The organism is Novosphingobium sp. Sphag1I, assembly GCF_056279125.1.
Window position 1 is genome coordinate 62,952 of the sequence record NZ_JBWBQS010000019.1, and the last position, 21,477, is coordinate 84,428.

The following is a 21,477-nucleotide window of genomic DNA, read 5'->3' on the forward strand; positions in this document are numbered from 1 at the left end:
GGATATCGATCAATCCACCATATCGGCCACCAACCGCTGCATCTGGGCAACCGTCAGAACGCTCGATGGCAAAGGGGGCGCAAATGGGGCGCGGATCGAAGATGATTTGAAGGAAAATGCGAAATACTTGAGAAACTTATGCATATAGATTTTGGAAAACTCGAAAAATGTGCAGGCCAAACAGCCGCATAGAGTTGGATAAGATTTCAGGGCGCGCGGCGTGAATTATACGACCGCATATCAAACCCGAATTTCCCGCGCCCGGCCCGCGATCACGCAATGCGGATCAAGCAGGCCAGACACGGGCCGCCATGACGAGAGGAGACCTCTCATCACGACGGACAGTTCCCGGTGCCCCTGCGGACACCGGCGAACATCTGGATCAGGCAGAAACCAGATTGACAGCCGACTGCTTGCCACGACGGTCGGTTTCGACCTCATAGCTCAGACGCTGATCCTTGTTCAGCGTGGTCATACCGGCCGACTGAACGGCGCTGATATGCACAAAGCTGTCATTGCCGCCATTTTCAGGCGCAATGAAACCATAACCTTTATCAATATTGAAAAACTTGACGGTGCCGATAGGCATGGGTGTTTCCTTTTCACGAAAACAAGAGAACCCGCCCGCAAAAGCGCGAGTGGAGCTGGCGGCATGTGAAAGGAAGAATAACCGAACGAATCGGAGTCAAATTCCGTCGCAGTCGACGTTAGCGGCACCGCCATTAGGCCGGATTCACGGCAAAGTCAATTTAGGTATTCGACAATCGACCATGCCGATTATCATGGCAACCCCGCGACATTTCGACTAGCAGCCGGTTCCGGCAATCAGGCCAGCCTTCGCAATTGCCTTATCCCCACCCAAAACCCGACTGGTTCCGCGACATATCGCGGATTCAAACCGCGTCCCTGCCGGAGTTTCAGACCCATTTCCGCGCCACCATCCAACAACGCTCTCCAAATTCTGGTCGATGCCGATGCATGTCCGGTCAAAGAGGAAATCTACAAAGTCGCCCTGCGCCATCATGTTGCGGTGGTCGTGGTCAGCAATCGCCCGCTGCGTGTGCCTGATCACCCGCTGGTTCGACGCGTGGTGGTCAGCGATTCCTTTGACGCGGCCGACGACTGGATCGCACAGGAAAGCCGCACCAACAGCGTGGTGATCACCGCCGACATCCTGCTGGCCGACCGGGCAATCAAAGCCGGCGCATCGGTCCTCTCGCCCACAGGCAAGCCCTTTACCGCCAGTTCGATTGGCGGGGCCGTCGCCACCCGCGCGATTATGGCCGACCTGCGCGCCGGGGCCGTGGGCGAACCGATCGGCGGCCCACCGCCCTTTTCCAAAGCCGACCGCTCGCGCTTTCTTTCCGCGCTGGATGAGGTGCTTATCCGCCTTGCACGGGGGGCCGCGCGATGATGAGAGAATATGATCTGGTGGACCGGGCGCAGGTGCCCGGCGGCGTTGAATTGCAATTGCTGCGCAATGGCGATGAATTCGCCATCGTTTTCGGTCAGAACGAGTTGATGAGCAGCGACATGTTCGCCTCGGAACAGGCATTGGCCACGCTGACCTGTGAAAGGATCGCGGATCAAAACGCGCCCCAGTTGCTGATCGGCGGTTACGGCATGGGCTTTACGCTGCGCGCGGCACTTGCGGCGCTGGGCAGCGAGGCCAGTGTGACCGTAGCCGAATTGGTTCCGCAAATTCTGGATTGGGCACGCGGCCCGATGCATCGGCTGACCGATGGTTGTCTTGACGATGCGCGGGTAACGCTGGTGGTCGATGATGTCGGCCTGCTGATCCATTCCGCAACAGGCGGCTATGACGCCATCCTGCTGGACGTGGACAATGGCCCTGAAGGGCTGACCCGGCGGCGCAACGACATGCTCTATACACATGCCGGGCTTGAAGCGAGCCACAAAGCCTTGCGGTCCGGCGGGGTTTTGGCGGTATGGTCGGCCGATGGCGACGGCGATTTTACACATCGGCTGGAACAGGCCGGGTTTGATGTGGCCGAGGTCAAGGTCAACGCCTTTCCCACCGGCACGGATCAAATGATGGATGGCAAGCAGGTCAGCCATCATATCTGGTTTGCCCACAGGAACGGATGAAAATGGCCGGCCGGTGGGTCCATCCACCGGCCGGCCATATCCTGCACGCCTGCGCCTGAACGCTTTGCCGCGTCAGTAACGAGGGGCGTGATAGAAAGAGAAGCGCTTTACCCGCCCCTCGATCAGATGCCCCTTCAAACGGCGGCGCATTTCCTCGGCGTCTTCGCTGGTGACGCAAACCAGATGGGTGCCGCCCGACGGCAAAGTTTCAATGTCGCTGATCCGGGCACCGGCCTGTTCACACATGGCCAGCACCTGCGCTTCGGGCAGGCCGACGTTCATCGCGCGGCTCATTGTCCGCCCTCCGATTGCCAGTATAGAGCCGCAGAAGCGCCAGCATCAGCCTGAAACGCGCCAATATTACGCGCGATTCCCGCCGCCTTTGCCTCATGCCTCAGACTGGATTCTTCGTCCGAGGCGTCACTGGCCCGCATAAGCAAAAGTTGATGTCGAAAATAAAGCTGGTTGAGATCCATGTCATATCTCCCTTGCGTAAGCGGGAGCGCATTTGTCTCTCAGTCGCGACTGCCTACGATAGCGAGTGCCGCAATGATTTTCGCATAGACGTTTGAAGGAAAAATGTAAGGTCAAATCGCAGAAATTATATTGCGCGTTTCACCTTGCTGACCGATCATGATTTGAACCAAAGGTAGGCAGCAATCGGATCAAGCCCAATTTAAGCACTGAAAATCAATCATGGTCGGCGCCCTGAAGTGGGAGATATGGTTTGAGCATCCATCGGATTGATCTGGCCGGGACGCGATATGCCTTTGACGGCCTGCGCGATATTCTGGCCCGCGCGACACCGGCGCGGTCCGGTGACGCATTGGCGGGCCTTGCCGCGGCCAGCGCCGAGGAACGCGTCGCCGCGCGATGGTTGCTGGCCGATCTGCCGCTGCGTCACTTTCTGGAGGAACAGGTTGTTCCCTATGAACAGGATGAGGTGACGAGACTCATCATCGATGGCCATAATGCCGCCGCCTTTGGGCCGATCGCGCATATGACGGTCGGCGAATTTCGCGAATGGCTGTTGCAGGATGAAACCGATGCGGCCGCGCTGGCATCGATCAGCGCCGGGATCACGCCCGAAATGGCGGCGGCGGTGTCCAAATTGATGCGTAATCAGGATTTGGTGGCGGCGGCACGCAAGATCGAGAATATCACCCGTTTTCGCAACACAATTGGCCTGCGGGGGCGGCTCTCGACGCGCCTGCAACCCAACCACCCCACCGATGATCCGCACGGGGTTGCAGCCTCGGTTCTCGATGGCCTGCTTTTGGGGTCTGGCGATGCCGTTATCGGCATCAATCCAGCAACGGATGACATACCCACGATTGGACGCCTGCTGACTTTGCTTGATGATCTGCGGGTCGGGCTGGACATTCCGACCCAGACCTGTGTCTTGACCCATGTCACTAATACGCTGGAACTGATCCATGCCGGCGCGCCGGTTGACCTTTGCTTTCAATCCATCGCGGGCACGCAGGCGGCCAATCGCGGCTTTGGCATTTCGCTCGACTTGCTGGACGAGGCCCATGCCGCAACCCAATCACTGGCGCGCGGCACAATTGGCCAGAATGTGATGTATTTCGAAACCGGACAGGGTTCGTGCCTATCCTCCAATTCGCATCATGGTGTGGATCAACAAACGCTGGAGTGCCGGGCCTATGCGGTGGCCCGACGCTATCGTCCCTTGCTGGTCAATTCTGTCGTAGGGTTCATCGGGCCGGAATATCTCTATGACGGCAAACAGATCCTGCGCGCCGCGCTGGAGGATCATTTCTGCGGCAAATTGCTGGGCCTGCCTATGGGGCTCGACATCTGTTACACCAACCATGCCGAGGCCGATCAGGACGATATGGACACAATCGCCACCATGCTGGGCGTCGCCGGAGTCAGCTTTATCATGGGCGTGCCGGGGGCCGATGACGTCATGCTGGGCTATCAATCGACCAGTTTCCATGATGCGCTCTATTTACGCTCGGTGCTTGGACTTGCCCCCGCGCCTGAATTTGCCGCCTGGCTGGAAAAGGTCGGCCTTACCGATGGCGCCGGGAAACTGATAAAGAGCGATCCCTTCCTCGCCTCAATCCAAAGTGTACCGGCGCTGGGCGGCATTTGTGGCTGACGGGGGCGACGTCGCACCGCTGCGCCAACGGTTGCAGGCCTATACCAATGCACGCGTCGGCCTTGGGCGGGTGGGATCATCTTTGCCAACGGCGGCCATGCTGGAATTTCAGCTTGCCCATGCGCGGGCGCGTGATGCGGTGCACAATGCCATTCCCGACGAGGTGATAGAGCATGGGCTGAACGGATGGCCATCGCTTTGCGTCCATAGCGCGGCGCCGGACCGCGCCACCTATTTGCTGCGCCCTGATTTGGGGCGTCAATTGCGCGCCGGGGACACCGCAAGGCTGCAACAGGAACATGCGCAACTGGCCATCGTGGTCGCCGACGGGCTTTCGGCCACGGCAACCCTTGCGCACGGGGCGGCATTGGCGCGGGCGATTGTCGAAAAAGTCGGGAACCAATGGCACATCGGCCCGGTGATCATCGCCCATCAGGCCCGCGTTGCCTTGGGCGATGAAATTGGCGAAGCGATGGGCGCGCAGATGGTAATCGTACTGATCGGTGAACGCCCCGGACTGTCGGCTGCCGACAGTTTGAGCGCCTATCTGACATGGGCGCCGAGACGTGGCCGGATGGACAGCGAACGCAATTGCATATCCAATATCCGGCCACCCCATGGATGGTCGATTGATGAGGCGAGTGACGAAATCGCCCGGATCATCAACCGCGCCCGTGCGGCGCAATGCACCGGGGTCGGGTTGGCGGGCAGATTACAGTGCCTGCCAACCTGATGCTCCCCTATCAGAAGCGGATCGAGCCGCGCACGCCAAAGGTCCGGGGCGGGCGAAGTTGGTTATACAGCACGCCATTCTTGACCGGGCTTTGGAAACTGGCGGCAAAGATCGTGCTGTCCTCCAGATTGTTGACGAATGCCGTCAGAGAGTAGCGCCCGCCCGCGGGTTCATATTGCAGTCGCGCGTTCGATGTCGTGAAGGCACCCTGCCGCCCACCGGGCAGATAGTCGATCGACACATAGCTGGCGCTCTGGATACGCGTGTCGATACCGAATGTTACATAGGCCCCGCCCTTCAATTCAAACTTGTGTTCATAGGCCAGGTTGAGCGTCCATTCCGGTGCATTGACCAAGGGGCGTCCCGAACAATCCACGCTGAAAATCGCGGCGCCCGTCGTGGCCGCAATCCGCGATGTTGGCGTGACCGCGCATCCCGCCGCCGTTGTCGCCCCCGACGAGGAATAGGCATAATAGGCGAAGGTCTTGTAACGCGCGTGCAGCCACTGGATGTCGGCTGTGAACAGATCATTGGCGGTGGGCTTGAACAACACTTCGGCCTCCAGCCCATAGAGTTTGGCCGAACCGGCATTTTCGGTCAGGAACACCGGCGCATACACCGCACCGGCCGGTGTGCTGGCCACCTGCACCGGGCCAAGGTGCGAAATCTGCTGGTTGCGATAATCCCACCAGAACGCCTCGATATTCAATTGCAGGCGGTTGTCAAAAAAGCGGTTTTTTGATCCGATCGTATAGGCGGTCAGATTTTCCGGCGAGGAATAGTTCTGTCCGGTTGCGGCAAAAAGAGCGCCCGATTTGAACCCGGTCGAAACCGACGCGTAAAGCAGGCTGCGCGGCGCGACATCATATTCGATGCCTGCCTTCCATGTCGCCTTGCGGAAATGAATATCGGACGTGGCAACCGCGGGGATATTGGCAAAAATCGGCGTGAAATTGCCCGTGCCGGGGCTGACAAAACCGACAAAGGGCATATTGGCGAAATTGGTCGCCTGCTTCTTGTGATCGTCGGTATAGCGCAGGCCGCCCGTCACCCGGAACGATGGGGCCACCGTCACGGTCGCCTGACCAAAGGCCGCAAGGCTCTTGGTGTCGAGCAGAGAATTGATCTGAAGCTTGTTGCTACCCTGATCATAGTTTTGGCGGGCGTCCACATGCTCGTCAAACCAATAGACCCCGGCAACCCAGTTCACCGGCCCGGAACGATTGGCCAAACGGGCTTCGACCGAGCCCTGCCGCGATTTTTCGATGTCGCGGATCAGGAAAGACGAGGCATAGGATTGGAAATTGAGATCCGTTTTGCGCCAAGCGGGGATCACGGTCAGCGTGGCAAAGCCCAGATCGGCATTGGCCGTCAGCGCCGCGCCATAATAGCTGTTGTCCTGAAACCCGTCGTTCCTGGCGACGATCTGGGGCACGGGCGCGGTGGGCCTTTGCCCCAGATAGGCCGCCACCACGGCCGGATCGCTGGGACCAAGACGCCCATTGCCCAACAGCGGCATGATCGTGCCGCCCGAACCCTTGCCGCCGACATGGCCATAATCCAGCATCAGCGTGGCGTTGATTCCGGCGCGATTGTCAAACTTCAACTGGCCGCGCAGAGCGCCCGTGTTCTCATCATCATAGCCATCGCTCATATAGCCGTCATGGCGGGCATATTGGCCCGAAACGCGCGCGGCCCATTGCTCGCCCAGCGGCAGGTTGATGGCGGCCGACGTTTTGAAGGCATTGTAATTGCCATATTCGGCATTCACAAAGCCGCTGGTTTCGCCCAGCTTCGGCTTGGCCGTGATGAGATTGAGCGCACCGCCGCTGGCATTGCGACCATAAAGCGTGCCTTGCGGCCCTTTGAGCGCTTCGATCCGTTCCAGATCATAGAACAACGCCGCAGGCGCCGCCGGACGCGACAGGTAAATGCCGTCAAGATTGAAGGCCACCCCCTGTTCGGCAAAGGCATTGGCGCCAAAACTGCCGATCCCGCGCATATAGATCTGGGTAAAGGACGCCGCGGGCGCGACTTGCAACGCCGGGACAAGGCGTGAAAGATCAGTCGCCTGGGTGATCGATTGTTTGACCAGCGTGTCGCCCGCAACCGCGCTGACGGCCAAGGCCGCTTTTTGCAGGTTTTCTTCGCGGCGCTGGGCCGTGACCACGATGTCCTGCAAACCGCCTTGTGCCGCAACCGGCGCCGCATTTTGCGCCATGGCCGGGGTTGCCAAGATGGCCGACGCCAAAAGCATCTTACGCAAACGCATCAAAATCTCCCTCAACATTATCTTGTTGGGTTCACGTTGGCATGTCGCTATGCATAAGAGAAATATTTTAGCTTTATCGTCCTCATAACAAAAACGGATGGATGGATGCGTTTCAAAGGTTTGGACCTGAACCTGCTTCAAGCGTTGGACGTGATGATCGACAAAGGAAGCGTCACGCGCGCGGCCGAATTGCTGCATGTCAGCCAACCCGCGATCAGTGCGGCCCTGGCGCGTTTGCGCCTGCATTTCGATGATCCGCTGTTGGTTCAACATGGCAAGCAGATGATCCCCACCCCCTTTGCCCTGCAACTTCACCCCGGTCTGAAGGCCGTGTTGTCCGAAATCGACGCCTTGGTCAGCACCCCTGCGCGTTTCGAGCCGGCCCGGTCAAAGCGCGCCTTTCGCGTGATGGCCTCGGATTTCCTGCTGATATCGGTGCTGGGTGATCTGCTGCCTTTGATCGAAAAAATCGCGCCCGGCGTTCAATTGACCGTCATCCCGCCCAATGACATGGCGGTTCAGATGTTGGATGCCGGCGAAATCGACCTGCTGATTACACCGCGCAATTATGTCAGCGATCATCACCCGGTCACGCCGCTGTTTGCCGAACGCCATGTTGTGGCAGGCTGTATTCAGAACCCCTTGGTCGCACGCCAACCCGATCTGGAAGATCTGGCCAGCGCCCGATTCATCTCGGTTCAGATCGGGCGCAAGGTCAACACGTCCTTTGCCAACCACGAATTGAGCCAGTTGGGCATCACCATCAACAGCGCTCTGACCACCACGACTTTTGCTGCGGTCCCGCAATTGCTGGTCGGCACCAGCAATCTGGCCATTTTGCATGAATCGCTGGCGCGCAAGGCAGCCCGCTATCTGCCTATTCGATATTGGCCATTGCCGGTGGAAATCCCGACGATGGAAGAGGTCATCCAATGCCATCGCGCGCGCGCGCAAGACCCCGGACTGGTCTGGTTGATGGATCAGTTTCGCGCCTGGTCGGGCAAAGACTGATCCAGGATTTTCTCCATCGGGGCAAAAAACCGCTCCAGTTCCTCAACCCTTCCGCTGGGCGCCGCCATTTTCAACAAACCGCTGAGCAATTCGATCGAAGAACCGATGTCAATGTCGCCGGGCATGATCCGCTTGGCCATCAGCAATCCTCTCACCGCCCACACCATCAAACGTTTGACGGCCAGAGCGGTGCGCCGATCCCCACCCAAATTGGTCTGCACCGTTTCCAGCGAGGCTTCTTCAACCTCGGCCTGACGAAGGCGGACCGACTGATCCAGTTCACTGTCGCTTTGTGCCGCAATCAGGATTTCCAGCACCGCAATGCCCGAAGGCCGACCCAGCACGTCGAACAGGATCTTGGGCCAATCGTAAATGCAATGGCCAAAGGATTGGACCTTGAGATAATGCGCGTAGATCTCGACCTCGCGCTGATAGACGACCGCCACCACCTCGGCCATCAAGGCCGCGCGGGTGCCGAATTGGTGCAGGATCGCGCCCCGGCTGACGCCTGCGGCATCGGCAATATTGGCCGTGCTGGCGGCGGCATAGCCTGATTTGCAGACGACCTCGATGGCCGCATTGATCAGCGCCTCGCGCGTGTGGGCGCTGCGCTCTTCCTGGGTCCGTCGAAGCTTTGGCTCGGTCGCCATATCTGTTCCTTTTGCTGATGCGCAAAAAGCACAGATGCCAACTAACATTCAAGGATGAACTAACATGCGTTCTTGACTGAATGTTTGTTGCCCCATACCTGCGGGGCCAAGGATAGATCCGTAAGGGAGGACACTGTGAAAGCTCGCCATATGCTGGCAACCGCCAGCTTTGCCGTCATCGGCCTGTCAATTTCGACCGCCGCGTTGGCCCAAACCAACCCCGCGTCACCCGATGCTCTGGGCGAAATTATCGTCACCGCTCAACGCCGTCCCGAACGTCTGCAAAATGTTCCCGTCAGCGTGACCGCCGTTTCATCCGACACGCTCAAGTCGCGCGGATTGAACGATCTGGCCCAGATCGCGCTGGCCGCGCCCAGCCTTCAGGCAGGCACGGATAACAATTTTGCCGTCCGTGGCGTGGGCACTTCGGCCTTCTCGAACTCCATCGAATCGAGCGTGGCCTTTGCTCAGGACGAGGTCAATCTGACCAATGCCGCCCTGATCTATCCCTTTTTCGACATTGCACAGGTCGAAGTCCTGAACGGTCCGCAAGGCCTTCTCTTCGGCCGCAACGCTTCGGCGGGCCTGCTTAATGTCAGCACGATCAAGCCCAAGCTGGGCCAGACCAGTGGCAATTTCGACCTTGAACTGGACAGCCGACCGACGGCGGCCAATGACTCGTATGGCATCATCGCGCGCGGCGGGGTGAACCTGCCGCTCGGCCCCATCGCCGCGCTTCGTTTCAGCGCTTACAAGGATTATCAGACGCCGCTGGTCCAAGCTGTTGGTGCCACCAATCCCGGGGTTCGCAACGAATTGGACCAACGCCGCTTTGGCCTGCGCGCCGCGTTGCTGATCCAGCCGAGCGACAAATTCTCGCTGATGATTTCGGGTGATCATGGACAGGATCGCGGGGTTCTGGGCCTGTTTGACACGACCTATCGTCAACTCGGCGCGGGCAGCCTGAATGCAGCGCCCCTGGCCGCTTCGGGCATTGTCGCCGCCCCGGGCAATCTGGCCTCGGCCGGCAACAATGGCCGCTATCGCGATATCAACCGCAGCGGCGTTCAGGCCAAGGCTACCTATACGCTGGATAATGGCCTTGAAATCAGCAATATCGCCGCATGGAAAGGCTATACGCTGAGCCAGCAGATCGACATTGACGGCACCGCCTCCAATGGCGCGGACATCAACCGCACGACCAGCAGCTTTAACCAGTTCAGCAATGAATTGCGCATCGCCCTGCCCAGCGGCAACAAGTTGAGCGGTCAGGCGGGCCTTTATGTTTTCCACTCACGCCTGAATGAGAAGGCCCAGATCGCGGGGAACAATTATTTCCCTTCGTTCCTCTTGCCCAATTATCCGTTCTGCGTCGGGGCAACCGCCGTTTCGGGCGCGTTCCCGCCCACCTGCTCGGTCAGCAATGCCTATTTCCTGGGCTTTGACCGTCTGGTTCGCCAGAATAACGACAGCCTCGCCGCCTTTGGTCAGTTGACCTATAAGGTCACCGACGCATTTCAGTTGATCGCCGGCGCGCGCGTCACGCGCGATATTGTGTCGATCGCCCTGACCCAGAACCAACAGCGCTATTTCGTGCCCTTCGGCATTTCCGTCGCGGGCTATAACGAACGCTATTCAAACACCAATTTCAGTTACAAGCTGGGCGCGCAGTATAATTTTACCCGCGATCTTATGGCCTATGCCACTTTTGGTCGCGGCTATAAGGGACCGGGCTTTAACAATAACGCCAGCAAGGCCGGCGCTTCGCTGGTCGTGCGCCCGGAAACCAACAACAACATTGAAATCGGCGTCAAATCGAGCTGGTTCCAGCGTCGCCTTGTCGTCAACCTGTCGGCGTTCCAATCCAAGTTCACCAATTATCAGGTTCAGTCTTTTGACCTGACGACCTCCTCGTTCACGACGCAGAATGCCGCCACGCTCAAGTCCAAGGGGGTGGAATTGTCGGTAACGGCGCGTCCGCTCCATGGCCTGACCCTTACGGGCAATGCCACATTCCTTGATTCCAAATATGGCGATTTTGCCGGCGCCCAATGCGCACCGGGTCAGGGCTGCAACACGTTCAATGCTGCGGGACGCCGGGCCATTCTGGCGCCTTCCTTCACCGGATCGATCGACGCGATGTATGAATTCAACGGCGATGGTGACATTCGTCCCTTCATCGACGTGAATTTCTATCACCGTTCCTCCGTACTCTACACGGTACAGCCAGCAGCGGGCACCACGTTTGGCGCGGCCAACAATCTTGGGGCCAGCCTGGGCGCCAAGGGCAACAACTGGCGCGCATCTGTCTTCTGCCGAAATTGCACGGACCAACGCGTGCCTGTGTCAATCGGGCTGGAATCGGGTGATGCCAATGCCGGGATCGCCACCTACCAACAGCGCTACGGCCTCAATTCTTTCCGCACGATCGGGGTGCAATTGGGCTTCAACTTCTGATGTCCGGGCCGCGCTTTTCCGAAAGGAAGGGCGCGGCCTAAACCTGATCGGGGCCGGGCGGCGTCGGATCGCGGCCCAGAAACAGGCGCGCGATCAGCGTACGCAACCATACAACGCCCGGATCATCCTGTACCCGCAAATGCCAATATTGCTGAATATTGATCAGCGGCGCACCGAAAGGCGGATCAATCAGCCGCAGCGGCGCCATACGGGCAAAAATCGCCCCTACCGCTTTGGGAACGGTGCTGATCAAATCCGATCCGGCGACCAGCAAAGGCACGCTCATGAAATGGGGGGAACGCAAGGCGATGCGACGCGCCAAACCCATCCCCATTAATTGTGCCTCGAACAATTCCTGACTGCGCCCGCTTTGCGAAACGACAATGTGGCCCAGCGCAAGGAAGGCATCCTCCGTCCAAGGCGCGCTCAACGCCGGGTGCCCCGCCCTCACGATGCAGGTAAAGGGGTGATCAAACAGCTTTTGCGTCATGTATGGTCCTTCGCCCAGATCAGGGAAGTAGCCCAAAGCCAAATCCACTGCCCCCTCGCCCATAGCGCGCGCCAGATCGGCCGGGCGCAGCGAGAGGCATTCCAGCGTGACATGCGGCGCGCATTGTTCCAATTCCTGCATCAGACGCGGCAGAAAGACCAATTCGCCAATGTCGGAAGTCGAAATAGCAAAGCGGCGTGACGCTGTCGCCGGATCGAACTGGCGTCCTGCCAGAATTTCGTGCTCCACCCCATGCAGCACCCTGCGCACTGGTTCGCGCAAAGCGGCGCCAAAGGCTGTGGGCCGCATCCCTGCCCCGTCACGCACCAGCAATTGATCACCAAACTGTGCCCGTAATTTGGACAAGGCAAAGCTGACATTGGGCTGGCTCATTCCCAAACGGCGGGCGGTGGCATGGACCCCGCCCTCATCCAGCAAAGCGTCCAGCACCACCAAAAGGTTCAGGTCGAAGCGGCGATAGTCCATGGGCAATGTAATCCGTAAAACTGATCAAGATGATTATTCTATTCACTCTGACGGATTAAGCCAGTGCCGTCTATAAGCCGGGCCATAACATGGGCCTGAAAATGGCCGCGCAATCGAGAGGGCCAACGACATGACCAAACCCGCCTTTCTATATAACCAGTGGTATGTTGCGGGATGGTCTGCCGATCTGGCGCCGGGTGATCGTATCGCGCGCAAATTCCTGAACCGTCCCATCGTGCTGTGGCGCAGTGAAGCGGGCAAAGCCTATGCCATGGACGACCGTTGCGCCCATCGCGCCATGGCCCTGTCCGCAGGTCCGGTTGTGGGCGACGCTATCCGGTGTCCCTATCACGGAATGGAATATGGCGGGGACGGCCGATGCACACGCATTCCCGCACAGGATAAAATCCCTGATGTTGCCCGCGTTCGCGCCTATCCATTTATCGAACGACAGGGGCTTTTGTGGATCTGGATGGGCGATGAAACCAAGGCAGATGAAGCCCTTGTTCCGGACTATCCGGTGCATACCGATCCGAAACTGGCATGGCGCAGTTCTTATTTCCATGTTGCGGGTAACTGGCAATTGCTGGTCGACAATCTGATGGACCTGTCACACCTGCCCTATATTCACGCCCATACGATTGGCGGCGATCCAGATCTGCATTTCCGCACCAAGACCCAATCGGAAAAACTGCCTAATGGCGTGCGCGTCAGCCGCCATATGCCCGATTCCGATCCTCCGCCCACCTATGTCGCCGCGGCCGGATTTACCGGTAAGGTCGACCGTTGGCAGGAGATCGAGTTCGAACCCGTTTTCATCCGCATCCATACCGGGGCATGTGACGCCAACACCGGCGCCTATGACGGGTGGCGCGGCCATGGCCTGTCGATGTATGGCTTTCACGGCATCACCCCGGAAACCGAAACCTCGACGCACTATTTCTGGTCCATGGCCACCAATATCCTGACCGACAACATTCCCGAAATCGTGTTCGAACAGACCGCCCGCACCTTTGCCGAAGATATGGAAGTGCTGGAATTGCAACAGGCGCGCCTGATCGATATGCCCGACCTGCCCTTTGTCGATATTGCCAGCGACGTTGGCGGGCGTCACACGCGTCAATTCATTGCCCGATGTTTTTCACGCGATCAGGAATAGCCTGCGGCTGATCTTTGCCGGCAATGCTGGCAAAATTTCCTCGCTTACCAATGGGCTTACCGATTGTCGTTGGGCGGAAATTTCACCATGATGCGATTGGTAAATCCAATAAAGGCACCTCTTTCATGGTTTCCAATCCTGATCTTGACGGTCTTATCCAGCGTGAAACCCGCCTGATACTGCGCCGGTTCACGCCCGATGATGCTTGGTGGCTCGGGTGCTTTTTGCGAAATGCCGGGCACAAGGCACAGGCCCCCATCGCCGTCGAAATTACTGTGGGACAGACCACCTTGTTCAGCATGCTTCTGGCCGGGGCGACTGCGGACAATCTGGGCTGGATCAAGCGCAAGGTGGCGGTTGCCTGGCGCTATCAACTTTCCAGCTATGTCATGAACCAAAAGTTTGCCGCAGACGACGGCATGTTTGAACGCTTTGGCCTTGACCACCAAACCTATGCCGCAGCGGGCGGCGCCGTCCCGATCCGCGTGGCGGATGTCGGGATGATCGGGACCGTGGCCGTGTCGGGCCTGCCCCAATGGGATGATCACAACATGGTGCTCGACGCACTGAGCGCCTTACAGGCATGGCAGAATGACCAAGCGGGCGATGCGCATACATGATGGTTCGCATCATTCGCAAAGACGCCCAATTCCTTACCAAAATTACAGGATATTAGGTTTTGCCACGTAGCCTTCGTGGCAATGATACAGCGAATCGACGTATCCAGCGAGCAAGTCTTGGGTAATCGGGGCGGTCCCGATCCTCGTGTTGACGCCAATGCTCTTTTCGCACGGGCTGCGGCTCTGGCGGGCGTGGGTGTCTGGTCCTGTCAATTGGCCGATAATGCCTTGAGCTGGACATCAGGGGTTTACGACATATTCGGCCTGTCGCCGGATCAGCGGATCGACCGACGCGATGTCGTCGCCCTGTATGAAGAGGAATCGCGCGATGTGATGGAACGCCTGCGCGCAAAGGCCATTGCCAACGCCCGACCGTTTTCCATGGAGGCCCAGATCATCCGCCCTGATGGGCAAAGGCGGTGGATGCGCCTTAAGACCGACATTTTGAAAGACAATGGCCGCACCACCCAATTATTCGGCCTGAAACAGGATATTACCGAGGAAAAGGAGCGCTGGGATGCCTTGCGCCAGATGGCCGAACGAGACGGTCTGACCGGCCTGTCAAACCGGGCAATCTATGAGGAACGTTTTCTCAACGCCCCCATGGCCCAGCCCAGTCTGGCCCCGATTGGCGGGCTGATCCTGATCGATCTCGACAATTTCAAACAGATCAATGACCAATATGGCCATGCAGCAGGCGATGCCTGCCTGCGGGTTGCTGCACAGCGGATCGCCTCGGTCTTTGCCGATGCGCCTATGGTGGCACGGATTGGCGGCGATGAATTTGCGGTGCTTCCCTCGCCCGGTCTGTCAAATGCGGAGTTGCAGCAAAAAGTGGCGCAATTGCTGGCCGATTTGGGCCGCCCGACTATCTGGCGTGGCCATTTTCTGAGTTTTGGCGCATCGGCGGGCATCGCGCTGGCTCGTGATCCTTATCGCTATGACGCCGACGCATTGTTCACCATCGCGGATGAGGCGCTCTATGCCGCAAAAACCGCAGGGCGCGGCGTGGTCATCACCGGCAAACCGGACAGAAACGCCATCCATTATAACAATCCGCTTATTGCCGGTGGTCATTTCAAATGACCCCAAACGCCCGCTTCGGCTTCTAAATCCACAATCCCTATGGCAAAGGCAGAGGAACAGGCACGCAAATTTCGAGGCCTGCTGGTTCCGATGAAGGAAAGCCGATGCCCCTCCTCCTCCCCCGTCCGTCGAACCACGAACCGATTGGTGGGGCGGCGGCATGAGCGCGGCGGAAAAGCCGCTGCATGTGCCCGCTGGCCTGCTGATGGTGCTGGCTGGGCTTAGCGCTTTTGCGCCTTTGTCCATCGATATGTATCTGCCCGCGCTGCCCGTCATGGCGCGCGATCTGCATGGGGATGCGGCGCAGGCATCACTGACGGTGGCGGCCTTTTTTGCCGGACTTTGTCTGGGGCAATTGGTGCATGGGCCATTGTCGGACCGTATTGGGCGACGTGGGCCGCTGCTTTTTGGCCTTGCACTCTATGTGGCGGCGGGGGCCTGTGCGGCGCTTGCCCCATCGATCCCGGTGCTGGTGGCGGCGCGCTTTATTCAGGCCTTTGGCGGCTGCGCGGGCCTTGTCGTGTCGCGCGCGACCGTGCGCGACCGTTTCACTCCGCAACAAAGCGCGCAGGTATTCTCTCTCCTTCTTCTGGTCATGAGCATTGCCCCGATCATTGCTCCGCTCATCGGCAGCTGGATCCTGTTGCTGGGATCATGGCGGGCCATCTTCTGGCTGCTGACCGGGTTTGGCGCGCTGGTCGGACTGGCGACATTCTGGGGCCTGCCCGAAACACGGTCGGCCGAAACGGCGGCACAGGCACGCTCGGAATCGCCTCTGGCGGCCTATCGCGCCATTCTGGGTGAACGACAGGTCATGGCCTATGCTTTGGCGGCCGGCTTTTCTCATATGGGCCTGCTGACCTATCTGGCCATTTCGCCCGAAGTGCTGGTTTCCGGCTTTCACCTCTCGCCTCAAACCTATGGCTGGGTGATTGCTCTTAATGGGGCGGGCCTTGTCACAACCAACTGGATCAATCGCCGGCTGCTGGCGCGGCTGGGTTACAACCCCATCCTGCGCGCCGCCAATGTGGGCAGTATCGCGGCATCATCCATGCTGTTGATCGACGCCGCAACAGGCATGGGCGGATTGCTGGGTATTACCGTTCCGCTCTTTTTCATGGTGGGCATGATCGGCTTTACCCAACCCAACGCCATTGCCGGGGCGTTGAGCAGCGATCCACAGCGGGCCGGTTCGATTTCGGCGCTGGTAGGCTTTTTCCAGTTTGGCGGCGGGGCGATAGGCGCGGCGGTGGCCGGGGCATTCCACGATGGCACGCCGCGCCCGATGGCCTTGGTCATCTTTGGCGCGCATGTTCTGGCCTTCTTTGCCCTGCGCGGCATTGGCCGGCCCAAGGGGCTGATTGCACGCTGAAACGGCATAACGCCCCCCGACGACCGCACAGGTCATCGGGGGGGCTTTGTCATCGGGCCGGATCAGGTCCGCTCAAAACGTCGTTCACGCTCGGCGGCGATTTCTTCGGGCGTATAGGGACGGGCGCCGACATCAAATCGGGTCCACCCACGCGCCAGATAGTCAGCCCGCCGTTCCGAAACATTCACGTAATCGGATTTGGCCAATTCACGTTCCACCGCGACAATGTCGCTGTCCGATACCTTGACGCTTATCAAGGTCGAACCGCGACGGACGGCCTCGGCATAGACTTCGGCCTCTTCCTCGCTGACGCCGGAATTGGACAGGGCGCCGACAATGCCGCCAGCGCTGGCCCCGACCGCGCCGCCAACAACCGCGCCCAGCGCGGTTGCGGCCAGCCAACCGGCCGCCACCACAGGCCCCAGCCCGGGCACCGCCACAAGGCCAAGCCCCGTCAACGCGCCGCCGCCTGCGCCGAGCAAGCCGCCAATCGAACCGCCCGCCGCCGCATCCGCGCCGGCCGCCTGCGATGCCGTCATATCCTTGGGCTCACGCACCGGCGCCGGGGCGGGGTCTTGGGGGTGATGGCTGGAAACGATGCTGATGTCGCTTTCATCAATGCCGATCGCCTTGAGGGACAGGACCGTACGCTCGGCCTGGGCGAAATTGTCATAAAGACGGGTGATGATCTTGCTCATCAAAAAATCCTCTTCTTATTGTTGTCGATTTTGGGGAATGGTCGGCGCCATCAGCCCTTAACGGACGGCCAGATTGCCGCGAAAGTCGAGCGCGATGCGGACCAGACGGTCATTCTTCACCGCAGTCGCCTGCCAAAGCCCGTCCTTGTCCAGCATCGGCGTGGCGATGCGGCTGTAACCGGCCTTGGTAAAGCGCTCGACGGCCTGATCCCGCGTGAAGGAGTTCTTGCTGCGGGCCAGATTCCCATAAGGAATGACCTCTGGCGACTTGAGCGCAACATTGGTGTTTGCCTCCGCATTGGGCGCGGGCTTTTGCGGGGTTGCCGCCTGCGCCCCGCCCGTAACGCCAAGGGCCAGGACCGAGGCAAGGGCGATCTGTTTCAAATTTTGCATGATGTCCATCTCCTTGATTATGGCTATGAAAACCTGCCAAATTCGGGAATGTTTCATGCCCGCATTGACCATTGCGGTGAATTGACGGCCCCCGCGCGACGGATTGAGCAACCTGTGCCTAAAGCCGGTCGAGCCGAATATAGCGCGAGGCAAACCGGGGGATGGGTTCGCCGCGATCATCGGCGCGATAGAGCCCGCGCCCCATCCGGCGGGCCAGTCGATCCAGATCCAGCACAGTGTCAATATGCCACCCCGGCCTCTGCGTCCGTGCTATGGTCAAGGCTTCGCGCCCGTCCGCCGCGCTGATAAAGGCATAGTCATGCTCCTCGCGGATTTTGGCCGCACTGTTGCGGCCCAATTCGACAAGGAAAAATGCCTTGGCGGGATTTGCATCGTCGCCCCCATCGGCGGCAAGATCCAAAGCGATCCAGCCATCGATGTGCGGTGCGCCATACACGGCGGAAAATCGATCGCGGCATTGCGCCACCAAATCGGCATCGTCCCGCGCGATCAGTGCATGCACCGAATGCAGTTCAAACAGGCAATCATCACGAATGCCGCCAATTTCGATCAGGTATAATGTGTCCATATTCAGGCCAAGGACCGAGGTCCGCGATGGTTCCGCCCAAAAGCCAATAATAAGTTCACGGAACTGCGGGATGCGGCAGGCATTCCCAGATCATCATGACGACATTTTCTCCATCCACGCAACGCACAGCCAGCCTTTCCATCGCCATTGTCGGGGCTGGTCCAACGGCGGTCTATCTGCTCAACGCCTTTCAAAAGGCGGGCGCTGCGCATCGCATCACCCTGTTTGAGGCGGGCGATCAGGGCGGGCCGGGCATTCCGTTCAGCCATGAGCATAATGGCGAGAATTTGTTGGCCAATATTGCCGGGTTTGAATTGCCGCCGGTTTGCGAAACGCTCAACCAATGGGCCTTGCGACAGGATCTGGTGCGGATGCATGAATTGGGCATTGCGCAATCCGCAGGCGATGATCGCGCCTTTTTCCCGCGGCGGGCCTTGGGCCAATATTATGCCGACCAATTGGCCATCCTGCTGGACCATGATGGATCGGACGGCCGGATCACCATGCACACCCATGCCGATGTGCGCGACATTGCCGCCTTGCCCGACCGCGTCACCGTCACATGGAACCAAAATGGCCAATCGCATGAGGCGAGTTTCGACAAGGTCATCATCGCATCAGGCTATGGTCAGGCGGACAAGGCCAAGCCTTTGGCTGGCGAGGTCGCACAGGACATTGCCGGCGACCGGATCGCGGTTTTGGGCAGCTCGCTCAGCGCCATTGACGCCGCCGTGGAAATCGCCATGCGTCGAGGAGCCTTTGAAAGCGCGGACGATGGCCTGACCTACAGCGCGCCCTCGCCATGGCATATCAGTTTCCTCTCGCGCCGCGCCATCCTGCCCGAAGCGGATTTCTGGGTTCCGGCACACAATGAGGCCATGCCCATCTTCAACCTTGCCGCGATTGAACCGCTTGCCCAAGGCAGAGATGGCGATCTGGACCGCATCTTTGCCCTGTTTTCGGCCGAACTGATGCAGGCCGATCCCGATTATGCGCAAAGTATCGATCTATCCTCGGCCACGCCGGACAATTTCGCCGACCGCTATTTCGCCGCCCGCATGGCGTGTGATCCTTTTGATCACGCCCGCGCTAATCTGGCCGAAGCCCGCACCAGCCACGAAATGCGCCAAGCCAGCCCCTGGCGCTACGCTCTGTTGCAGGCGCACAGCATTTTCGCGCAGATTGTGCCGCAACTTTCCGCCCATGATCTCGACCGCTTTGTTCGCGGGTTAAAGCGCTGTTTCGTCGACAATTATGCCGCCGTGCCGCATCTTTCGGTCGAACGGATGCTGGCCTTGCATGATGCGGGCTATCTTTCGGTGCATCAGATCAGCGTCGATCATTGGGACAACCAGACCGCGCAAGACCGCTGGAGCTTTGTCATCGACGGCAAGGTCGAGGAATTTGACGATGTGATCGATGCGCGCGGTCAACCCGCGTTGGGCATCAATCATTTGCCTTTCCCCTCGTTGCGCCTCCAACTTTGTTCGCAGGCCAATGCCCAGCATCGCGATTGGGACGACGGCATCATTCCCACTCAGGGCTTCATGCTGGACCAGACCGATCAGGCGCTGTCCCGTGTCCATGCCTTGTGCCTGCCCTTTCTGTTGCGGCGCCATCCCTTCATTCAGGGTCTGACCGAGAGCGCGGCCATGGCGCAATCCTGCGTCGATGCGATCCAGAACGGTCTTCGCGAAGCGGCCCCCGATCTGCGGCAAAAGACATTGGATGCTCTGGCATGGATGGATCTGACCACATTGATCTTTCAGGGGGACAAGATGTTGCCCATCCTTCGTTCGCGTTGAGGGCCAAATGACCATCACCATGTTTCGCGCGCGGGCCTATGGCTTTTTCCGCAGCCTGTTGGGCAATGCTTTCCGGCCGATCTATGCGCGCTATGCCTTGATCAAACGGGGCGTGAAGGAGGCCGATGAGGACAATATCGGCCTTGTTGCCGCCGGGGTCGCCTTTTACGCCTTTCTGGCCTTGGTTCCATTGCTGGGCGCGGTGGTGCTGACCTATGGCCTGATTGCCGATCCGGGTGATCTGATGCGCAATATGGACACGCTGACCATTTTCATGCCGCGCGACGCGGCGGGCTTTATCACGGCCCAAATGTTTGAAGTGCTCCAAACATCCGACGGCCTTAAAGGCATGGGGCTTGTCAGCGCCTTGGCCGTCACCCTGTTTGGCGCGCGCAATGGCATTGGGGCGCTGATCGGCGCGCTCAATGTCGCGTTTGAGGTCAAGGAGGAGCGCGGCTTTATCCATCTTAACCTGCTGATTGCCGGGATGACGGCGGTCGCGGGTCTGGTCATCTCCGGCGCGATCCTGAGCGTCAGCATTTTACGCCAGCTTCAAAACATCCCCCCCGATGTTGCCGCCGGGCCGACCTTCTGGGGCAAGGTCTGCGCCTATGCCGCCTTTGCCTTTGGCGCGATCATCGCCTCGGCCACGCTCTATCGCTTTGGCCCGGCGCGCAAGGGCGCGCATTGGCGGCTGTTTACTTCCGGCTCGTTGTTCACTGCCTTTTGCTGGCTGCTGCTGTCCATAGGATTTGGCGCCTATACGACCCATATCGGCCATTACGGCGTCACCTACGGCTCGCTCAGCGCGCCCATCGTGCTACTGACGTGGTTCTATCTGTCGGTTTACGCGCTGCTTTTTGGCGCGGAACTCGACAGCGTCAAGGCTTGAACACATTGGTTTGTGTCGGCACGTTCAGCGCCCTTCGTCGCGCCAAATTCATCGCGCTGCAATGTTTGCTTCGCTCGTCACTGATCCACACGATCTGATGGCTGGCGATATTTGGGTGGCCGCCCAGTTTCGAGTGTGACCGACGTAGTTGTCGTCCTGCCGCCACGACGAAGCAAGCGCAATTCTTCCTCACGGTAAATGCAACGCAACTTCTTGTCGTTGGGCGTCATGCCACCCCTGCCTCCTGCTCCTTCAAGATCCCAATGGTCTGCTCTTCGTTGAACCTTCTGCGCTTTAGGTCCGTCCGACTCCTCGCGGCTGATTATACCAAATTTCGGTCAAATGGCTTACAGCTTCCCCGTCAGTTCAGGCACGGCGTTGAACAGGTCCGCGACCAATCCGATATCGGCCACCTGAAAGATCGGCGCGTCCTCGTCCTTGTTGATGGCGATGATGGTCTTGCTGTCCTTCATGCCGGCCAAGTGCTGGATCGCGCCGCTGATGCCGACCGCGACATAGACTTCGGG

The 21,477-nt window shown here is 59.1% G+C and carries 23 protein-coding genes; 12 read left to right on the forward strand and 11 right to left on the reverse strand.

Going from position 1 to position 21,477, the window contains the following annotated elements; translation table 11 throughout:
• Positions 1–9: 9 nt before the first annotated feature.
• Positions 10–144, reverse strand: a complete 135-nt coding sequence (locus ACZ9HU_RS18805; RefSeq protein ID WP_476107236.1) for a hypothetical protein — start codon at positions 142–144, stop codon at positions 10–12.
• A gap of 238 nt (positions 145–382) precedes the next feature.
• The gene (locus ACZ9HU_RS18810) at positions 383–589 is read right to left on the reverse strand and encodes a cold-shock protein (protein WP_476107238.1); all 207 of its coding nucleotides are present in this window, start codon (positions 587–589) and stop codon (positions 383–385) included.
• A 336-nt stretch (positions 590–925) separates the two neighbouring features.
• Here ACZ9HU_RS18810 and ACZ9HU_RS18815 point away from each other — a divergent pair, with 336 nt between their 5' ends.
• Both ACZ9HU_RS18815 and ACZ9HU_RS18820 read left to right on the forward strand, forming a co-directional pair.
• Positions 926–1,414 (forward strand): YaiI/YqxD family protein, encoded by a 489-nt coding sequence (locus ACZ9HU_RS18815; RefSeq protein ID WP_476107276.1) that lies wholly within the window; start codon positions 926–928, stop codon positions 1,412–1,414.
• Entirely contained in the window at positions 1,414–2,109 is a 696-nt protein-coding gene (locus ACZ9HU_RS18820) for a spermine/spermidine synthase domain-containing protein (protein ID WP_476107278.1), read from the forward strand. Before ACZ9HU_RS18815 ends, ACZ9HU_RS18820 begins: the two co-directional genes overlap by 1 nt.
• A 72-nt stretch (positions 2,110–2,181) precedes the next feature.
• Here the strand turns inward: ACZ9HU_RS18820 and ACZ9HU_RS18825 are convergent, their stop codons facing one another.
• Positions 2,182–2,403 carry a hypothetical protein gene (locus ACZ9HU_RS18825; RefSeq protein WP_476107239.1) on the reverse strand — a complete coding sequence of 74 codons (222 nt, stop codon included), beginning with the start codon at positions 2,401–2,403 and terminating at the stop codon, positions 2,182–2,184.
• Complete coding sequence (locus ACZ9HU_RS18830; protein WP_476107241.1) at positions 2,400–2,585, reverse strand: hypothetical protein; 186 nt, start codon at positions 2,583–2,585, stop codon at positions 2,400–2,402. Before ACZ9HU_RS18830 ends, ACZ9HU_RS18825 begins: the two co-directional genes overlap by 4 nt.
• Before the next feature lie 251 nt (positions 2,586–2,836).
• Between ACZ9HU_RS18830 and ACZ9HU_RS18835 the strand changes: the two genes are divergently transcribed.
• Both ACZ9HU_RS18835 and eutC read left to right on the forward strand, forming a co-directional pair.
• Positions 2,837–4,237 (forward strand): ethanolamine ammonia-lyase subunit EutB, encoded by a 1,401-nt coding sequence (locus ACZ9HU_RS18835; RefSeq protein WP_476107243.1) that lies wholly within the window; start codon positions 2,837–2,839, stop codon positions 4,235–4,237.
• Positions 4,230–4,970 (forward strand): ethanolamine ammonia-lyase subunit EutC, encoded by a 741-nt coding sequence (eutC, locus tag ACZ9HU_RS18840; RefSeq protein WP_476107244.1) that lies wholly within the window; start codon positions 4,230–4,232, stop codon positions 4,968–4,970. The genes ACZ9HU_RS18835 and eutC overlap by 8 nt, the downstream gene beginning before the upstream one ends.
• 10 nt (positions 4,971–4,980) lie before the next feature.
• Here eutC and ACZ9HU_RS18845 read toward each other — a convergent pair whose 3' ends face one another.
• On the reverse strand, positions 4,981–7,242 hold the full coding sequence (locus tag ACZ9HU_RS18845; protein WP_476107245.1) for a TonB-dependent receptor: 2,262 nt from the start codon (positions 7,240–7,242) through the stop codon (positions 4,981–4,983).
• A gap of 105 nt (positions 7,243–7,347) precedes the next feature.
• On the opposite strand from ACZ9HU_RS18845, the gene ACZ9HU_RS18850 reads away from it, so the two are divergent.
• Positions 7,348–8,253: a LysR family transcriptional regulator gene (locus ACZ9HU_RS18850; RefSeq protein WP_476107247.1), complete on the forward strand. Its 906-nt coding sequence runs from the start codon at positions 7,348–7,350 to the stop codon at positions 8,251–8,253.
• On the opposite strand, the gene ACZ9HU_RS18855 is transcribed toward ACZ9HU_RS18850, so the two are convergent.
• Complete coding sequence (locus tag ACZ9HU_RS18855; protein WP_476107248.1) at positions 8,223–8,903, reverse strand: TetR/AcrR family transcriptional regulator; 681 nt, start codon at positions 8,901–8,903, stop codon at positions 8,223–8,225. The two genes, ACZ9HU_RS18850 and ACZ9HU_RS18855, sit on opposite strands and share 31 nt — an antisense overlap.
• Positions 8,904–9,038: 135 nt before the next feature.
• On the opposite strand from ACZ9HU_RS18855, the gene ACZ9HU_RS18860 reads away from it, so the two are divergent.
• Positions 9,039–11,360 (forward strand): TonB-dependent receptor, encoded by a 2,322-nt coding sequence (locus ACZ9HU_RS18860; protein ID WP_476107249.1) that lies wholly within the window; start codon positions 9,039–9,041, stop codon positions 11,358–11,360.
• 37 nt (positions 11,361–11,397) lie between these two features.
• Here the strand turns inward: ACZ9HU_RS18860 and ACZ9HU_RS18865 are convergent, their stop codons facing one another.
• Entirely contained in the window at positions 11,398–12,336 is a 939-nt protein-coding gene (locus tag ACZ9HU_RS18865; protein ID WP_476107250.1) for a LysR family transcriptional regulator, read from the reverse strand.
• A gap of 130 nt (positions 12,337–12,466) precedes the next feature.
• On the opposite strand from ACZ9HU_RS18865, the gene ACZ9HU_RS18870 reads away from it, so the two are divergent.
• The 4 genes from ACZ9HU_RS18870 (at position 12,467) to ACZ9HU_RS18885 (ending at position 16,573) form a co-directional block, all read left to right on the forward strand.
• Positions 12,467–13,495 (forward strand): Rieske 2Fe-2S domain-containing protein, encoded by a 1,029-nt coding sequence (locus ACZ9HU_RS18870; protein ID WP_476107252.1) that lies wholly within the window; start codon positions 12,467–12,469, stop codon positions 13,493–13,495.
• A gap of 125 nt (positions 13,496–13,620) precedes the next feature.
• A complete protein-coding gene (locus ACZ9HU_RS18875; protein ID WP_476107256.1) occupies positions 13,621–14,115 on the forward strand; it encodes a heme-degrading domain-containing protein in 495 nt (164 codons plus the stop codon).
• Between the two features lie 81 nt (positions 14,116–14,196).
• Positions 14,197–15,201: a GGDEF domain-containing protein gene (locus ACZ9HU_RS18880; protein WP_476107258.1), complete on the forward strand. Its 1,005-nt coding sequence runs from the start codon at positions 14,197–14,199 to the stop codon at positions 15,199–15,201.
• Between the two features lie 160 nt (positions 15,202–15,361).
• On the forward strand, positions 15,362–16,573 hold the full coding sequence (locus ACZ9HU_RS18885; protein ID WP_476107259.1) for a multidrug effflux MFS transporter: 1,212 nt from the start codon (positions 15,362–15,364) through the stop codon (positions 16,571–16,573).
• 62 nt (positions 16,574–16,635) lie between these two features.
• Here the strand turns inward: ACZ9HU_RS18885 and ACZ9HU_RS18890 are convergent, their stop codons facing one another.
• The 3 genes from ACZ9HU_RS18890 to ACZ9HU_RS18900 form a co-directional block, all read right to left on the reverse strand.
• Positions 16,636–17,271 (reverse strand): hypothetical protein, encoded by a 636-nt coding sequence (locus ACZ9HU_RS18890; protein WP_476107261.1) that lies wholly within the window; start codon positions 17,269–17,271, stop codon positions 16,636–16,638.
• A gap of 57 nt (positions 17,272–17,328) precedes the next feature.
• Positions 17,329–17,664, reverse strand: a complete 336-nt coding sequence (locus ACZ9HU_RS18895; RefSeq protein ID WP_476107262.1) for a hypothetical protein — start codon at positions 17,662–17,664, stop codon at positions 17,329–17,331.
• A gap of 118 nt (positions 17,665–17,782) precedes the next feature.
• The gene (locus ACZ9HU_RS18900) at positions 17,783–18,253 is read right to left on the reverse strand and encodes a hypothetical protein (RefSeq protein WP_476107263.1); all 471 of its coding nucleotides are present in this window, start codon (positions 18,251–18,253) and stop codon (positions 17,783–17,785) included.
• A gap of 95 nt (positions 18,254–18,348) precedes the next feature.
• On the opposite strand from ACZ9HU_RS18900, the gene ACZ9HU_RS18905 reads away from it, so the two are divergent.
• Positions 18,349–20,058 carry an FAD/NAD(P)-binding protein gene (locus ACZ9HU_RS18905; protein WP_476107264.1) on the forward strand — a complete coding sequence of 570 codons (1,710 nt, stop codon included), beginning with the start codon at positions 18,349–18,351 and terminating at the stop codon, positions 20,056–20,058.
• A 7-nt stretch (positions 20,059–20,065) separates the two neighbouring features.
• On the forward strand, positions 20,066–20,950 hold the full coding sequence (locus ACZ9HU_RS18910) for a YihY/virulence factor BrkB family protein (RefSeq protein ID WP_476107266.1): 885 nt from the start codon (positions 20,066–20,068) through the stop codon (positions 20,948–20,950).
• Between the two features lie 347 nt (positions 20,951–21,297).
• Here ACZ9HU_RS18910 and ACZ9HU_RS18915 read toward each other — a convergent pair.
• Positions 21,298–21,477 (reverse strand): FAD-binding protein (locus ACZ9HU_RS18915; RefSeq protein WP_476107269.1); only part of this gene is annotated, 180 nt, incomplete at its 5' end.

Coding starts and splice junctions, on each gene's coding strand:
- ACZ9HU_RS18805 (WP_476107236.1), bottom strand. CDS start 144: ATGCATAAGTTTCTCAAGTATTTCGCATTTTCCTTCAAATCATCTTCG.
- ACZ9HU_RS18810 (WP_476107238.1), bottom strand. CDS start 589: ATGCCTATCGGCACCGTCAAGTTTTTCAATATTGATAAAGGTTATGGT.
- ACZ9HU_RS18820 (WP_476107278.1), top strand. CDS start 1,414: ATGAGAGAATATGATCTGGTGGACCGGGCGCAGGTGCCCGGCGGCGTT.
- ACZ9HU_RS18825 (WP_476107239.1), bottom strand. CDS start 2,403: ATGAGCCGCGCGATGAACGTCGGCCTGCCCGAAGCGCAGGTGCTGGCC.
- ACZ9HU_RS18830 (WP_476107241.1), bottom strand. CDS start 2,585: ATGGATCTCAACCAGCTTTATTTTCGACATCAACTTTTGCTTATGCGG.
- ACZ9HU_RS18845 (WP_476107245.1), bottom strand. CDS start 7,242: ATGCGTTTGCGTAAGATGCTTTTGGCGTCGGCCATCTTGGCAACCCCG.
- ACZ9HU_RS18850 (WP_476107247.1), top strand. CDS start 7,348: ATGCGTTTCAAAGGTTTGGACCTGAACCTGCTTCAAGCGTTGGACGTG.
- ACZ9HU_RS18855 (WP_476107248.1), bottom strand. CDS start 8,903: ATGGCGACCGAGCCAAAGCTTCGACGGACCCAGGAAGAGCGCAGCGCC.
- ACZ9HU_RS18865 (WP_476107250.1), bottom strand. CDS start 12,336: ATGGACTATCGCCGCTTCGACCTGAACCTTTTGGTGGTGCTGGACGCT.
- ACZ9HU_RS18870 (WP_476107252.1), top strand. CDS start 12,467: ATGACCAAACCCGCCTTTCTATATAACCAGTGGTATGTTGCGGGATGG.
- ACZ9HU_RS18875 (WP_476107256.1), top strand. CDS start 13,621: ATGGTTTCCAATCCTGATCTTGACGGTCTTATCCAGCGTGAAACCCGC.
- ACZ9HU_RS18880 (WP_476107258.1), top strand. CDS start 14,197: ATGATACAGCGAATCGACGTATCCAGCGAGCAAGTCTTGGGTAATCGG.
- ACZ9HU_RS18885 (WP_476107259.1), top strand. CDS start 15,362: ATGAGCGCGGCGGAAAAGCCGCTGCATGTGCCCGCTGGCCTGCTGATG.
- ACZ9HU_RS18890 (WP_476107261.1), bottom strand. CDS start 17,271: ATGAGCAAGATCATCACCCGTCTTTATGACAATTTCGCCCAGGCCGAG.
- ACZ9HU_RS18895 (WP_476107262.1), bottom strand. CDS start 17,664: ATGCAAAATTTGAAACAGATCGCCCTTGCCTCGGTCCTGGCCCTTGGC.
- ACZ9HU_RS18900 (WP_476107263.1), bottom strand. CDS start 18,253: ATGGACACATTATACCTGATCGAAATTGGCGGCATTCGTGATGATTGC.
- ACZ9HU_RS18905 (WP_476107264.1), top strand. CDS start 18,349: ATGACGACATTTTCTCCATCCACGCAACGCACAGCCAGCCTTTCCATC.
- ACZ9HU_RS18910 (WP_476107266.1), top strand. CDS start 20,066: ATGACCATCACCATGTTTCGCGCGCGGGCCTATGGCTTTTTCCGCAGC.